Genomic DNA, 14,989 nt, shown 5'->3' on the forward strand with positions numbered 1-14,989 from the left:
CGGGCCCAGACCTCGGAGGCGGGTATCGGCGCCGACATGCCCTCGTCGGCACGTGTCTGACCGGAGGGTCAACCCGCCGGGCGCGTCGTGCTGTCACGCACGACGAGCTCGGTGGCAAGCTCCACGCGCGGGGTCTCGATCGGCAGTCCCTGCGCGAGCCGCAGCGTGGTGCGGGCGGCGAGGCCCCCCATGTCGGCCAGCGGCTGGCGCACCGTGGTCAGCGGTGGCGACGCCCAGCACGACTCGGGCAGGTCGTCGAACCCCACGACGCTGAGGTCGTCGGGCACGCGCAGGCCGCGGCGGCGGGCCGCCTCGATCACCCCGAGCGCCATGGTGTCGCTGGACGCGAAGATCGCGGTGGGCGGCCTGGGCAGGTCGAGCAGGGCCAGGCCGCCCGCGAAGCCGGACGCGTGCAGGAAGTCACCGGTGCGGACGAGCGCGTCGTCGACGTCGGCGCCGGCGGCCTCCAGGGCGGCACGGTAGCCGTCCAGCCGCGCGCGGCTGCACAGCATGTGCTTGGGCCCGGCGACCAGGCCGATGCGGCGGTGCCCGAGGGAGGTCAGGTGCTCGGTGGCGCTGAGCCCGCCGGCCCAGTTGGTGGCGCCGATCGTGGGCACGTCGAGGTCCGCGCCGCCGGCCGGATCGACCACCACCATCGGGATGTTGAGCCGGTGCAGCTCGGCGTGGATCGTGGTGGTGAGCTCCGAGGTCACGAAGATGACGCCGTCGGAGGCCCGGGTGCGCAGATTCTGCAGCCACTGCCGGGTGGCCGCGGATCGCCGATGCACCGCTGAGACGACCGTGCCGACCCCGGCCGCGTGCGCCACGTCCTCGACGCCGCGGATCAGTTCGAGAGCCCACGGGCTGTCCAGGTCTTTGAAGACCAGGTCGATCAGCCCGGCCTTGCCGGCCTGCTGCCGTGACGCGCGGCGGCGGTATCCGTGCTGCTTGAGCAGGCGCTCGACCAGCTCGCGGGTCTGCGGTGCCACGTCGGCGCGCCCGTTGAGCACACGCGAGACCGTGGGCACCGAAACGCCCGCCTCGTGCGCGATGGCGGCGATGGTCACGCGCTTGCCGTCGCCGGTCACGGGCGCCCCTATCTGGAAGTTTCGGAAACGATTCCCGGAAGTATTCCACACCGGATCGGGCCTTTATCACCTTCCCCGCCCGTATCGGCCGTACCGTCAGGATCATCGCCCGGATGGGTGATCTGCGCGCTCGGTTCGATCCACCGGCCGATCACCGGGCTGCCGCTCGCGTCCTCGGACGGTGCGTGCCGTTAGTCCCCGATGTGCGCAGTAACCGAATCAGACTGAAATCATCAGCGCGCCGGCTACTGGTCGGCGCGGTTTCGCTCGGCCTCATGACAGCCGGCGGCGTGGCGATCGCCGCGGTGGTGGACAGCACCCCGTCCGCCGCGCCCAGCTTCAACGGCTCCATCTTCGCGATCGCCTATCAGGGCGACACCGTGTACGTGGGAGGCTCGTTCACCAAGGCCGTCGTCGCCGGCAAGGCCATCGCCCGGAACCGGCTCGCCGCCTTCGACGGGCGTACCGGGGCGCTGCTGCCGTGGAACCCGGGCGCCGACGCCACCGTGCGCGCCATGGCCACCGACGGCACCGTCATGTACGCGGCCGGCGACTTCGGCGTGATCGGCGGCCAGAACCGCGACTCGCTGGCCGGCCTCGACCCGGCCACCGGCGTACCGACCCCGCTCAAACACCTCATCCTCGGCCAGCCGAACGCGCTCGCGGTCACCGGCGGCCGGCTCTACATGGGCGGCCGGATCACCGGCGTGGACGGGCTCACCCGGGCCAACCTGGCGGCGTTCAACACCGCCACCGGCGCGCTCGACCCGTGGGCACCGACCACCGACGACAACGTCAACGCGCTCGCGGTCGCCAACAACAAGATCTACATCGGTGGCCGGTTCCACCGCACCAACAACACCAGCGCGACGCTGCGGCTCAGCGCGGTCGACCCGGTGACCGGCGTGCTGGACCCGACGTTCAAGCCCAAGCCCGTGTCCCAGGTCCTCGCGCTCGCCACGGACGCGAACGGCGTGTTTGCCGCGCTCGGCGGCCAGGGCGGGCGCGCGATCGCGTACACGTTCGCGGGGGCGACCCGGTGGACCCGGGTGTTCGACGGTGACACGCAGGCGATCACCGTCTTCGACGGCACCACGTACGTGGGCGGGCATTTCGACAACGCCTGCACCACCACGAACAACGGCGCCCAGGGCGTCTGCACCGACGGCTCGATCCCGCGGGTCAAGCTCGCCGCGATCGACGACCAGGGCAACCTGCTCCCGTGGGCCCCACAGGCCAACGGCGTGGCCGGCGTCCGCGTCATGACCAACTCGACCGGCCTGAGCATCGTCTCGGTCGGCGGCGACTTCACCCTGATCAACGGCATCACCCAGAAGCGGTACGCCGCGTTCGCGGACCCGACCGCACGCTCGGCGGGCCCGCCGCCGGTGCCGTCGCCGTTCGTCGCGTCGTACAACTTCGACTCCACGGTCGCCGACGGCACCTTCGACGACGGCTCCGGCAACGGGCACCTGCTCAAGGCGTTCGCGGCCAACGGGGCGCAGGTCACCCTGGTCCCGCATGGAACCGGCCAGGCCGTGCTGTTCCCGCCGAAGTGCACGGTCGAGGTGACCTGCGGGCGGCTCAACCTGCAGGCCGCCGACGCCGCCGACCTGAACCCGGGCACCCGGGACCTGCGTTTCGGCGCAACCGTGCGGCTGGCCGCCAGCGAGACCTCATCCGGGGAGAACATCGTGCAGAAGGGCTACTCCACCTCGGGTGGCCAGTACAAGCTGCAGGTGGACGGAGCCTCGGGACGGCCCAGCTGTGTCATGAGCGACCGCAACTCGACCACCCTGTACGTGGCCAAGAGCACGACGTCCATCTCGGACGGTGGCTGGCACACCCTGGAGTGCCGGCGCGCCGGAGCCTCACTGACCATCCGGGTCGACGACGTGCAGCGCGGTGCGGCCACCGTTCCGGTCACGCTGTCGGTCGTCACCACCCAGCCGCTGCGACTGGGCGGAAAGGGACTGGCCGTCAACAACGACCAGTACCACGGGTATCTCGATGACGTCTGGCTCAGCATCGGCTGAGCGGCACGCAGGGCCCCGGCGGCCGTGGGGGACGGTCGCCGGCCGCCGGGGCGGAAGGACGCGCGCCGCGGTCGATGGTCGCGGCGCGCGCCGGTCTACCCGGCGTACGCCGCGGGTGCGGGGGAAGTGGACACGGGGGACTCCTTCGGCACCGCCGCGAGGGGGATGGCGGATCGACGACAATCGTTCAGTGAATGTCATCAAAACGCAACACCGAGACGTCCATGTGAAACAACCGGATTCGGTGTGGCCGTTCAGTCCAGGTTGTGCCGGGCCGTTGCGGGCGGGCGCAGCCCCAGCATCGCCTCCGTCATCCGGACCGCGCCCACGGCCGCGGGCACATCGTGCACCCGGACGATTCGGGCGCCCTGCGTCACGCAGAACACCACCGCCGCGAGTGTGCCGGCCAGCCGGTCGTGCTGCTTCGCGTCCAGGGTCTCGCCGATGAAGTCCTTGTTGCTCACCGCCGCCAGCACCGGGTACCCGAGCGCCGTGAGCTCGCCGAGGCGCCCGGTCAGCTCCAGCGAGTGATACGTGTTCTTGTTCAGGTCGTGACCCGGGTCGATGATGATCTGCTCCGGGCGCACCCCGCGCTCCAGCGCCAGCGCGACCCGGCGGCGCAGGAAGTCGGTCACCTCGGCGGTCACGTCGGTGTACGACGGGCGGGGATACTTCGTCCTCGGCGCCGCCAGGCTGTGCGTCACCACCAGCGTCGCGTCCGTGCCCGCCACCGCGTCCGCCATGGCGGGATCGCGTAGCCCCGAGGTGTCGTTGACGACCCCTGCCCCGGCCGCCACCGCCTCGCGGGCCACCTCCGGGCGGAACGTGTCCACCGAGACCACCGCCAGGTCGCGGGCCGCCTCGACCACCGGCAGCACCCGCTCGAGTTCCTGCGCCGTGGTGACCTCCGGACCCGGTGCGAACGGCACCCCGCCCACGTCGATCCAGTCCGCGCCCGCGTCCGCCGCGGCGCGTACCGCCTCGATCGCCTTCTCCAGCGCGAACGTGGCGCCCCGGTCGTGGAACGAGTCCGGGGTGCGGTTCACGATCGCCATCACCGCCACCCGGCGGGAGAAGTCGAAGCTGCGGCCGCCGATCACCCGCTGCGGATGGACGAGGTGCGGCAGAGCGACACCGCGGGAGGTCACGTCGGTCACGGGAATGGCTTTCTGGCTGCGGTTTCCTGCGGCGCGGGCTCGTATAGCGCCGGTGCGGGCGAGACTAACAGCCGGCCGGGGGCCGCCGAGGCTTCCGGCAGCGATAGACACTGATTTAGTGTCCAACGGGTGATTGAGGATGGTCTGGGGCCGGACGACGTTCGTGGGCCGGTTCGCTATCTGTGGTGGCTCGTGCGCCGCCAGCGGGCGCGGGTCGCCGCCGGGGCGGCGATCGGGACCGCGTGGATGGTCGGGCTGACGTTGCCGCCGTACCTGCTGTCACAGGCCGTGGACCGCGGCCTGCAGCCGGGCCGCCCGGCCGCACTCGCCGCCTGGGCCGCCGCCCTGCTCGTGGTCGGGGTGGCCAATGCCGTCCTGGCGATGCTGCGGCACCGCACCATGACGAAGCTGCGCCTCGACGGGGGGCTGCGCACGGTCACGGAGCTGCAGGCGCACGCGACCCGGCTCGGCGCGGCCCTGCCGCGCCGCCTGCCGCCCGGCGAGGTCGTCACGCTGGGCATCGGTGACGTGTGGGTGCTTGCCCAGGCACTGACCGTCACCGGGCCGGGAATCGGCGCCATCATCGCGTACGTCGTGGTCGCGGCGCTGCTCACCGGCATCTCGCCGCTGCTCGCCGCGGTCGTGCTCGCCGGGGTGCCGGTGCTCGCCGGCGCGGTCGGGCCGCTGCTGGGCCGGCTGCACGACACCGGGACGCGGTACCGCGACCGGCACGGCGACCTCGCCGCCCGCCTCGTCGACGTCGTCGGCGGCCTGCCCGTCCTCGGCGCGCTCGGTGGTCACCAGGCCCAGGCCGCACGGTACCGGCGCGACTCGCGGCGGCTGCGCGACGAGGGCTACCGGGTCGGCGCGCTGACGAGCTGGATCCAGGCGCTCGGCGCCGGCCTGCCCGCACTGTTCCTGGCGGTGGTGACGTGGCTGGGCGCCCATCTCGCCGCCCGCGGGGACATCACCGTCGGCGAGCTGGTCGCGGTGTACGGGTACGCCGCCGTACTCGTCATCCCCGTCTGGTTCCTGATCGAAGGCGGCTCCGACATCAGCCGGGCCCTGGTCGCCGGCCGCCGCATCGTGGACTTCCTCGCGCTGCGCCCCGAGACGGACACGCGGGCACCCGTGCCCGCGCCGCGCGGCCCGGTGTCCCTGCACGACCCGCTGTCCGGCGTCACGGTCGCTCCCGGACAGCTCACCGCGCTCGCCGGCGCCCGAGCCGCCGACATGCTCGCCGTCGTGGACCGCCTCGGCGCGTTCGGGCCCACCGGGGCACTGTGGTCGGGGGTGCGGCTGGACCGGATCGCCGGCGCCGCGCTGCGCGAACACATCGTGGTCGCCGACAACGAGGCCGACCTGTTCGCCGGGACGCTGCGCGAGGTCGTGGCCGGCCGCTTCGACCCCGACGACGCCGCGCTGCGGCGCGCACTGGACGCCGCGGCGGCCCACGACGTCGCCGACGGCCCCGCGGCCCGCGTGGACAGCCTCGGCCGCAACCTGTCCGGCGGCCAGCGCCAGCGCATCCGGCTCGCCCGCGCCCTGTACGCCGACCCCGAGGTGCTGCTCGCGGTCGAGCCGACCTCCGCGGTGGACGCGCACACCGAAGCGACGATCGCCGGGCGGCTGGCCGCGGCGCGGGCCGGGCGTACCACGCTGCTGGCCACCACATCGGCGGTCCTGCTCGACCGCGCCGACGTCGTGCACTTCCTCGTGGACGGACGGGTTCGTGCGTCCGGCACCCACCGGCAACTGCTCGCGTCCACCCCCGGATACCGGGCGCTGGTGTCGCGCGGGGCAGGCGAGCCCGTGCGGGCGCTGGCGTGACCGCGGCCGGTGGTGAACGGGTGCGCGGCCTGCCCGTGGCGGACCGGCGCCGGGTGCGGCGGGCCGCCACGCGGCTGCTGCGCGCGGAGGCCCGCGCCGTCTGCGCCATGGTGTGCCTGGCCGCGCTCGCCGCGGCGGCCGGGCTGGCCGCGCCCAGGCTGCTCGGCCGCATCATCGACACGGTCGCCGCGGGCGGGCCCGCCGCCGTGCCCCGCGTGGACCGGCTGGCCCTGGGCATCCTGGCCGCCACCGCCGCGCAGATCCTGCTCACCCGGTCGGCGCTGCTGGTCGCGCACCGGTTCGGGGAGCGGGCCGCGGCCCGGGTACGGGAGCAGTTCCTGGACCGGGCACTCGGGCTGCCGGCGGCGACGATCGCCCACGTCCCCACGGGCGACCTCGCCGCCCGCGGCACCGGCGACATCGGCGTCGTCGCGGCCACGCTGCGCGACGCCGTACCCGAGGTGTTCGTCGCCGCCACCCAGGCGGTGTTCCTGCTCGGCGCGGTCCTGCTGGTCGCGCCGGTGCTCGGGGTGGCCGGGCTGGTCACGCTCGCCGGGGCGGGGTTCGTGGCCCGCTGGTACCTGCGCCGGGCCCGGGTCGCGTACCTGCGGGAGGGGGCCGCCGGCGCCGAACTCGCGGACGAACTGGCGGCGACCGTCGCGGGTGCCCGTACCGTGGAGGCCCTGGGCCTGCAGCAACGCCGCGCCGCCGCCGCGTGGGCCGCGATCGCGCAGGTCCGCTCCGCCCGGCTGCGGACGCTGTTCCTGCGCAGCGTCCTGTTCCCGCTCGTCGACGTGTCCTATGTGCTGCCCGTCGTGGCGGTGCTGCTGCTCGGCGGCGCCCTGCATCGGCACGGGGTGCTCAGCCTCGGCGCGGTCACCGCCTGCGCGCTCTACCTGCGCCAGCTCGCCGGCCCGCTGGACCTCGTCCTGATCTGGATCGAGCAGCTGCAGGCCAGCGCCGCGGCGTTCGCCCGCGTCGAAGGGCTGGCCGCGGTCGGGCCCGCCCCGGCCCGGACCGTCGCGGCCCCCGCCGGGAACCGGATCGAGGTGTCCGGTGTGCGCTACGCCTACGACGGCCGCGACGTGCTGCACGGCGTCGACCTCGTCGTGCGGCCGGGAGAACGGCTCGCGGTCGTCGGCGTCTCCGGCGCGGGCAAGTCCACCCTGGTCCGGCTGCTCGCCGGGGTCGACCGTCCGCGCGCCGGCAGCGTCACGGTCGGCGGCGTCCCCGTCGCCGACCTGCCCCCGCAGGTGCTGCGCCGCCAGGTCGTGCTCGTCACGCAGGAGCATCACGTGTTCCGTGACACCATGCGCGACAACCTGCGGCTCGCCGCCCCCGAAGCCACCGACGCCGACCTGCGCGCCGCGCTCGCCGCGGTCGGCGTGGACTGGCTCCCGGAACTGCCCGCCGGGCTGGACACCGACCTCGGGCGGTATCCCCTCGACGGCGCGCGGGCCCAGCAGCTGGCACTGGCCCGCGTGCTGCTGGCCGACCCGCACACGGTCGTGCTCGACGAGGCCACCGCGCTGCTGGACCCCCGTACCGCGCGCAGTGCCGAACGGGCGCTCGCCGCCGTGCTCCACGAACGCACCGTCATCGCGGTCGCCCACCGGCTGCACACCGCCCGCGACGCCGACCGGGTCGCCGTGCTCGCCGCGGGCCGCGTCGCCGAGATCGGCAGCCACGACGACCTGCTCGCGGCCGGCGGCCCGTACGCGGCGCTGTGGCGCACCTGGCACGGCGACACGAACGGGATTGCGGGCGGGCATCTTCGGAAATCCCGCCCGCCCGGTCCGCCGGTCGCCGATCTTTGAGGGTGACCCGCCGACGACCGGCGGAGACGGAGCCCGTACCCGTGATCCTCGCCCTGTGCGCCCCCGGCGTCGGCGACCTCGCCACCGCCGTGCCCGCGTTGCGTGCCGTCCGGGCCGCCTGCGCGGCCCGGAATCTGACGCTGGCCGTGCCCGCCTGGCTGAACCCGCTGGTCGACCTGGTCGGCGGCATCGACCGGGTGCTGCCGGCGGCCGCTCTGGCGCCGAAGCGGTGGACGGGCGAGGCGCCCGAGCTCGCCATCAACCTGCACGGCTGCGGACCCGAATCGCACCGCCTGCTCGCTGGGGTGCGGCCGGCGAAGCTGTGGGCGTTCGCCAACCCGGAGGCGGCGCACCTGGACGGGCCGAACTGGAGCGACGACGAACACGACACGCACCGCTGGTGCCGGCTGCTGCACCACTACGGGGTGCCGGTCGACGTGGACGACCTCGCCCTGGCCGTCCCGGACACGCCCGCGCCGCGCGGCGTCACGATCATCCACCCGGGGGCGCGGGCCTCCGGTCGCCGCTGGCCGCCGGACCGCTTCGCGGCCGTCGCCCGGGCGCTCGCCGTGGCCGGACACCATGTGGTCGTCACCGGTTCGGCCACGGAGACCGGCCTTGCGGTACGGGTGGCCCGCGGCGCCGGACTTCCCGCCTCCACGGTCCTCGCGGGCCGCACGGGGCTGGCCGCACTGGCGGCACTGGTCGCCCATGCCCGCCTGGTGATCAGCGGCGACACCGGCATCGCGCACCTGGCCACGGCGTACCGGATCCCGTCGGTGGTGTTGTTCGGCCCGGTGCCGCCCGGGCGGTGGGGGCCACCGCCGGGGCGGGCGTACCACCGGGCGATCTGGCGCGGCGGCCGTGAGGCGCACGGCGACACCTCGGGACCGGCGGTGCACCCCGCGCTGCTGGCCGTACGGCCCGACGAGGTGCTGGCCGCCGCGGCCGAGGCGGAACGGGCCCGGCACCCGCTCGCCGCCCCGTGACCGTCGGCCGGCGGTGGCGGTCGCCGTGGCCGGTCAGCCCGCCCGCAGGCGGCCCTCGGCCAGGTCGTACACCGCGTCGACCGCGTCCAGGCCCTCGCGGCGGTGCGTGAACAGCAGCACGGACAGCCCGGACGACGCCGACAGCAGGTCGGCCAGCAACTGCTCGGCCTCACCTTCGGCCAGGCCCTCCGTCGGCTCGTCGAGGACGAGTACGCGCGGGCGGGCCAGCAGCGCCCGGGCGGTCGCCAGGCGGCGCCGCTGACCGCCGGACATCGTGGTGCCGCCGGTGCCGAGCCAGGTGCCCAGCCCGTAGGGGAGCCCGGTCAGCCAGTCGCCGAGGCCGACCCGGGCCAGCGCGGCCCGCAACTCGTCGTCGGTGGCGGCGGGACGGGCCAGGCGCAGGTTCTCCCGTACGGTGGAGGCGAAGACGTGGCCGGTGTCGTCGCTGACCAGCGCGATCGTCCGGCGGACGGCCTCGTCGGGCAGGTCACGCAGCTCCGTGCCGTCGATGCGGACCGTCCCGGCGCGCGGCACCAGCAGCCGCGCCAGTACGGCGGCCAGCGTGGACTTCCCGCTTCCGGAGGCGCCCCGTACGGCGATCCGTCCGCCCGCCGGCAGATCGAGATCGACGCCGCGCAGCGCGGGTGGGTCACCGGGGCGCCAGCCCGCGACGACGCCGCGCACGGTGAGAGCCGCGCCGCCTCCGGACGCGGGACCGTCCGCCGCGGGTTGCGGGCGGGCAGCCGGGCTCCCGGCGACGTGGTGGAGCGACGGTGACGGGGCGGCGCCCCCGGTCACGTTTGGTGGGCGCCCGCCCGTGTCCCCGGCTTCGTGGTGTGGCTGCCCGCCCGGGGGCCCGGTGGTGAGTTCGGTCAGCCGGGCGTGGGCCCCGGCGGCGTGGCGGCGGGCCACGGCCGCATCCGGCAGCGCTGCGGCGGGCTCGTTCAGTGCCACCACGGCCAGCAGCAGCACCGCGGCCCATTCGGGTGCGACACCGGGGACCGCCGCCAGTGCGACCGCGGAGCCGACCACGGCCAGTCCCCAGCCGAGGTGTGCCAGCGCCGCGGCCCCGCCCGCGCTGCGCGCCGCCGCGGCCTCCAGGGTGGACAGGGTGCGGCTGCGCCGGTGCGGGACGGCCAGCGCGACGCGCGGGTCGTGGGCGGCGAGCTCCTCTAGTGCGTCGACCGACTCCACGATCGCGTCGCGCAGTTCGGCCCGGGCCCGTCCGGTCGCCGCGTCCAGGCGGGCGGCCCGGCGCCCGGCCAGCGCGGGTGCCGCAACCGCGGCCAGAGCGAACCCGGCGGCCAGCGCCGGCAGCACCACGGGGTGCAGAGCTGCCGCCGCGACACCGCCGGCACCGAGGGCCAGCAGAGCGGCGGCGCGCGGCAACCGGCCACGCAGCAGACCGTCGACGCGGGCGTCGACGTCCTCGACCACGCGAGTCAGCAGGTCGCCCCGGCGGTGCAGATCAGGGCCCGGCACCCGTGGGATCAGGTCGGCGTAGACCCGGGACCGCCAGGTGCCCAGCCGGGCGAACGCGACGTCGTGGGAGACCAGCCGCTCCACGTAGCGCAGCAGTGGACGGGCGAGCGCCGCCGCGCGGACCGTGACGACCGCGGCGGACAGGGTCAGCACCGGCGGCCGGGTGGACGCCCGGACGAGCAGCCACGCGGCGGCGCCGGTCAGCGTGATCCCGGCGAGCCACGACGCCGCCCCGAGCAGCACCGCGATCAGCGGCCCGCGCCGCGCGGAGCTCCGGCGTCCGTCGAGTGTCCGGCCGAGTGTGCCGGCCCGGACGGGCTCGGCAGCGGCCACCTCGGCGCCGGCCTCAGCGGCGGCCCGTGGTGTGGTGACCTCGACGGTGCGGTCCGCCGCGGCCAGCAGTGCGGGCCGGTGCGCAACCGCGAGCACCGCGCAGCCGCGCCGCGCGGCGGCACGGAGCTCCGCGACGACGAGGCGTTCCGCGGCCGGGTCCAGGTGGGCGGTCGGCTCGTCGAGCAGCAGGGTCACCGGCTCCCGGCGCGCCTGCTGCAGCAGCGCGGCCAGGGCGAGGCGTTGCCGCTGCCCGGCCGACACCCCGCCGCCATGCTCGCCCAGCGCGGTGCCGGGGTCGAGTTCGCGGTCCAGGCCGACGGCGTGCAACGCGTCCCGCATCCGTTCCGGGCCGGGCGCGGGGCCGGGCGCCGCGGCGAGCGCGAACACGTCGGCGACGATTCGGGCGTGCGGCAGCATCGGCCGCTGCGGCAGGTAGAGCGGGCGTGGCCCGGTCACGGTCACCTCGCCCGAGCCGGCCGCCTGCAGCCCCGCCAGTACGCGCAGGGCGGTGGTCTTGCCCGCGCCGGACACCCCGCGCAGTGCCACGAACTCGCCCGCCGCCACCGCCAGCCGCGGCAGGGTCAGCGCGTCGGCCGCGGCGCCGGGGTGGTGGACCCGCAGCCCCACGGCGGTGACCCCGGGAACGGTGGACCGTGGCGGCGCGTCCGGCGGCGCGGCGGGGGCCCCGTTGACCACGTCGTCCACGTCCGCGATCACCGCGGCGGCGTCACTGCTGGCGTGGAAACGCGCCGCGACCTCCCGCAGCGGCCGGTACGCCTCCGGCGCCAGCAGGATGACCAGCAGAGCAGGGCCCAGGCCGAGGTGCCCGGCCGCCACCCGCAGCCCGACCGTCACGGCGATCAGCCCCACGGACAGCGTGCCCACCAGGTCCAGTGCGGTCGAGGAGAGGAACGCGACCCGCAACACCCGCATGGTGGCCGTACGGTGGCGTTCGGTCATCGCGGCGACGACCGGGACCTGCCGTTCGGCCCGCCCGTGGACGCGCAGCGTGGCCAGGCCCTGCACCACGTCCAGGAAGTGGCCCGCCAGGCGGGAGTCGGCGGCCCAGCGTTGCCGCGCACGGGCCTGTGTGGCCCACCCGATCAGGGCGCCGAGCACGGGGACCAGTGGCAGCGTGGCGAGCGCGATCAGCGCCGAGGACGGGTCCACGATGCCCATCGCGACGATGACCAGCGGGGGCAGCAGGACGCTGAGGACGAGCGCCGGCAGGTATCCGCTGAACCACGGCCGCAGCGTGTCCAGGCCGGTCGTGAGCACGGCGGTGAGGCGGCCGGCGCCGTACCGGGCGGACCAGGCCGGGCCGCGGCGCAGGGCGGCGCCGAGCACGGTACGGCGCAGCTCGTCGGTGACGCGGGCGGCGGCGCGCTGGGCGACGACCTGCTCGGCCCAGGCGAGCGCGGCCCGGGCCGCGTACGCGGCGGCCAGCAGCGCCACCGCGCCGCGATCCGGTCCTGCCGCGACCACCCGGGCGAGCCCGACCGCGAGCAGCAGCGTCGCGGCGGCCTGCCCCGCGCCGATCGCCGTGAGCACCGCGATCGGGGTCCGGCTGGCCCGCGCGTGCCGCAGCAGCCGCGGATCCAGTGGCCCGCGCCGGGTGTGCACCCCGGCAGGGGCGTGCGCGGAGGCCGGCGCCGGGCTTGTGGACGACGCTGCGGTCATCGCCGCAGGCGCCGGGCTCGCGGTCGATCGCGCGGGCATCGTGGTGGATCCCGGGCTCGCGGTCGATCGCGCGGGCATCGTGGTGGATCCCGGGCTCGCGGGCGACGGCGCGGTCGGAGCCGGGGCGGACAACACGGACGTCACCGCCGCGGGAGCGGGCCCGCGGGCGGGGGATCGGGTCACGACGGGATCCGCTCGCTGGCCACACGGCGCCGGAACACCCAGTACGAGAACGCCTGGTACGCCAGCACCCCCGGCAGGATGACGACCCCGGCCATGGTGAGCAGCCGCAGCGTGGACCCGGTGGCCGCGGCGTCGGTACGGGTCAGCGACCACGCGGGGCTCAGCGTGCTGCGCAGCAGTACGTCTCCGTGGACGGTGAACACGGCGACCACCGCACCGGCGACGCCGAGCGCCGCACCGGTGAACGCCGCCACCTCGCGCCCGTTGCGGGCCAGCAGGGCGACGCCCAGGCACAGCACGGCCGCGGCGAGCATGCCACGCGCCTCGGTGGCCGCGCCGACGGCGACCAGGCCCGTGCCGAGCAGCGCGGCCGTGGTGACGGCGACCCGCCGGGCACGCTGTCGCACGGGGCCGGTGGTGCGCAGCGCGAGGAACGTCGCGCCGAGCAGGACCGCCGCGCCCAGCCCGGCCGCCGCGCCCCCCGCCGCGGCGGGGGTCAGCAGCGGGCCGAGCGTGCGGGACAACCCGGTTCCGGTGACCTCACGGCCGGGGCCGAGCGCGAGGCCATGCACGAGTACGGCCAGGATTGCGCCCCACAGCAGGGCGATCCCGGCGGAGCCGGCTGCCAGGGCGGTGTCGCAGCCGCGCCGCCAGCGTGTGCTGTCGTGCTTGCCGCGAAACTCCAGTGCCACCCCACGGATCGCGAGCAGCAGCAGCAGTCCCACCATGGGCAGGTACAGGCCGGAGAGCAGGGCGGCGTACCAGTCGGGGAACGCGGCGAACGTCACCCCGATCGCGGCGACCAGCCACACCTCGTTGCCGTCCCAGAACGGGCCGATGGTGCGGATCGCCGCGGCCCGCTCGTGGTCGTCGCGTCCGAGGAACACCGCGAGCAGGCCGACGCCGAAGTCGAATCCCTCCAGGACGAAGAACAGCATCCAGCAGAGGACGACCAGCGCGAACCAGAACGTGACCATCAACGCTCCTCAGTAGACCGGTGCGAGTTCGAGGGCCGAGGCGTCGGCCTGGGCGGGCGTGGCGTCGAGGGGCCGCCGTGCGAGGCGGCGGACGAGGCGCAGCCAGACGACTGCGAGCACGCCGTACACGGCGGTGAAGCCGAGCAGGGAGGCCAGCACCTCGGCCCGGGTCAGTCCGGGTGACAGCCCGTCGGCGACCTTGCTGATGCCGAACGCCAGCCACGGCTGCCGTGCGGTCTCGGTGAAGATCCACCCGAAGGTGTTGGCGGCGGCGGGCAGCAGGGGGATCACCGGCAGGGCGCGCAGCAGCAGCCGGTGCGGGGTGCGTCCGCGCCGCCCGGTCCACAGGTACGCGGCGGCCAGCGCGGCGGCGAGCATCCCCGCCCCGATCATCAGCCGGAAACTCCAGAACGCCACCGGCACCATCGGCACGTAGCTGCCGGGGCCGAACTGGGCCGCGTACTGCGCCTGCAGGTCGTCGATGCCGGACACCGTGGCCCCGGGGGAGCCCTTGGCCAGGATGGACAGCAGGTACGGCACCTCGATGCTGAAGAACGGCCGCCCGTCGCCGCCGCCGCCGAGCGCGAACACGGAGAACGGCGCGCCGGTGGTGGTGGAGTACAGGGCCTCGGCGGCGGCCATCTTCATCGGCTGCACGCCGGTGATCACCTTGCCGAGGTGGTCGCCGGTGAGCGCGGTGAGTGCCCCGCCCACCGCGGTCATCCAGGCGCCGAGGCGCGCGAGCGTACCGAAGGCGGCCTCCGCGCCGGCCCGGACCCGCCAGGCGCCGATGGCCAGCAGCAGCGCGCCCCCGGCCATCGCGGCCCCGGCGAGGGTGTGCGGGAACGCGGCCAGGTTGACCTCGTTGCCCAGCAGTGCGGTGAAGCTGGAGAGCCGGGCCCGTCCGGTGGCGGGGTCGAGCGCGTACGCGACCGGGTTCTGCAGGAACGAGTTGCCGGCCAGGATGATGAACGCCGACAGCACCGTCCCGGCGGCCACGACCACGATGGTGGCGGCGTGCGCGGCGCGGGGCAGCCGATCCCAGCCGAAGTACCACAGCGCGAGGAACGTGGCTTCCAGGAAGAACGCGAGCATGCCCTCGATCGCGAGGGTGGGCCCGAAGACGTCGCCGTAGAAGCGGGCGAATGCGCTCCAGCCCAGTCCGAACTGGAATTCCTGGACCAGCCCGGTGACCACGCCGACCGCGAACGTGACGATCAGCAGCCCGCCGACGAACCGGGTCAGCTGCCGATACTTGTCGGCGCGGGTGCGCAGCCAGGCGAGTTCCAGGCCGGCGGCGGTGGCGGCGAGGCTGATCGACAACGGTACGAACAGATAGTGGTAGATCGTCACGACCGCGAACTGCAGCCGGGTCAGGTCGAGCACGTCCACGCCAGATCCCCCTCTACGACGAAGC

At 75.3% G+C, this 14,989-nt stretch carries 9 protein-coding genes; 4 read left to right on the forward strand and 5 right to left on the reverse strand.

Features of this window, described 5'->3' with window-relative positions:
• Positions 1–68: 68 nt before the first annotated feature.
• Positions 69–1,088 carry a LacI family DNA-binding transcriptional regulator gene (locus ACMCNK_RS03585; protein ID WP_412734948.1) on the reverse strand — a complete coding sequence of 340 codons (1,020 nt, stop codon included), beginning with the start codon at positions 1,086–1,088 and terminating at the stop codon, positions 69–71.
• 275 nt (positions 1,089–1,363) lie between these two features.
• Here ACMCNK_RS03585 and ACMCNK_RS03590 point away from each other — a divergent pair, with 275 nt between their 5' ends.
• A complete protein-coding gene (locus ACMCNK_RS03590) occupies positions 1,364–3,124 on the forward strand; it encodes a LamG-like jellyroll fold domain-containing protein (RefSeq protein WP_412734949.1) in 1,761 nt (586 codons plus the stop codon).
• A 254-nt stretch (positions 3,125–3,378) separates the two neighbouring features.
• On the opposite strand, the gene folP is transcribed toward ACMCNK_RS03590, so the two are convergent.
• Positions 3,379–4,179 (reverse strand): dihydropteroate synthase, encoded by an 801-nt coding sequence (gene folP, locus ACMCNK_RS03595; RefSeq protein ID WP_412740741.1) that lies wholly within the window; start codon positions 4,177–4,179, stop codon positions 3,379–3,381.
• 348 nt (positions 4,180–4,527) lie between these two features.
• On the opposite strand from folP, the gene ACMCNK_RS03600 reads away from it, so the two are divergent.
• Genes ACMCNK_RS03600 through ACMCNK_RS03610 form a run of 3 tightly spaced genes read left to right on the forward strand, consistent with a single transcriptional unit; the run spans position 4,528 to position 8,917 of the window.
• Positions 4,528–6,111 (forward strand): ABC transporter transmembrane domain-containing protein, encoded by a 1,584-nt coding sequence (locus ACMCNK_RS03600; RefSeq protein ID WP_412740742.1) that lies wholly within the window; start codon positions 4,528–4,530, stop codon positions 6,109–6,111.
• Positions 6,108–7,928 carry an ABC transporter ATP-binding protein gene (locus ACMCNK_RS03605; RefSeq protein WP_412734950.1) on the forward strand — a complete coding sequence of 607 codons (1,821 nt, stop codon included), beginning with the start codon at positions 6,108–6,110 and terminating at the stop codon, positions 7,926–7,928. Before ACMCNK_RS03600 ends, ACMCNK_RS03605 begins: the two co-directional genes overlap by 4 nt.
• Positions 7,929–7,969: 41 nt before the next feature.
• A complete protein-coding gene (locus ACMCNK_RS03610; protein WP_412734951.1) occupies positions 7,970–8,917 on the forward strand; it encodes a glycosyltransferase family 9 protein in 948 nt (315 codons plus the stop codon).
• A gap of 33 nt (positions 8,918–8,950) precedes the next feature.
• Here ACMCNK_RS03610 and cydC read toward each other — a convergent pair whose 3' ends face one another.
• From cydC to ACMCNK_RS03625, 3 genes are all read right to left on the reverse strand, one after another.
• Complete coding sequence (cydC, locus tag ACMCNK_RS03615; RefSeq protein WP_412734952.1) at positions 8,951–12,451, reverse strand: thiol reductant ABC exporter subunit CydC; 3,501 nt, start codon at positions 12,449–12,451, stop codon at positions 8,951–8,953.
• Positions 12,452–12,591: 140 nt separating this feature from the next.
• Positions 12,592–13,572, reverse strand: coding sequence for a cytochrome d ubiquinol oxidase subunit II (gene cydB / locus ACMCNK_RS03620; RefSeq protein ID WP_412734953.1), 981 nt, complete (start codon positions 13,570–13,572; stop codon positions 12,592–12,594).
• Between the two features lie 9 nt (positions 13,573–13,581).
• Positions 13,582–14,964: a cytochrome ubiquinol oxidase subunit I gene (locus tag ACMCNK_RS03625; protein WP_412734954.1), complete on the reverse strand. Its 1,383-nt coding sequence runs from the start codon at positions 14,962–14,964 to the stop codon at positions 13,582–13,584.
• Between the last annotated feature and the right edge of the window lie 25 nt (positions 14,965–14,989).

The sequence above is a fragment of the Krasilnikovia sp. MM14-A1259 genome (assembly GCF_047159535.1).
Classification (GTDB): domain Bacteria; phylum Actinomycetota; class Actinomycetes; order Mycobacteriales; family Micromonosporaceae; genus Actinoplanes.

Coding starts and splice junctions, on each gene's coding strand:
- ACMCNK_RS03590 (WP_412734949.1), top strand. CDS start 1,364: ATGACAGCCGGCGGCGTGGCGATCGCCGCGGTGGTGGACAGCACCCCG.
- folP (WP_412740741.1), bottom strand. CDS start 4,179: ATGGCGATCGTGAACCGCACCCCGGACTCGTTCCACGACCGGGGCGCC.
- ACMCNK_RS03600 (WP_412740742.1), top strand. CDS start 4,528: ATGGTCGGGCTGACGTTGCCGCCGTACCTGCTGTCACAGGCCGTGGAC.
- cydC (WP_412734952.1), bottom strand. CDS start 12,451: ATGCCCGCGCGATCGACCGCGAGCCCGGCGCCTGCGGCGATGACCGCA.
- cydB (WP_412734953.1), bottom strand. CDS start 13,572: ATGGTCACGTTCTGGTTCGCGCTGGTCGTCCTCTGCTGGATGCTGTTC.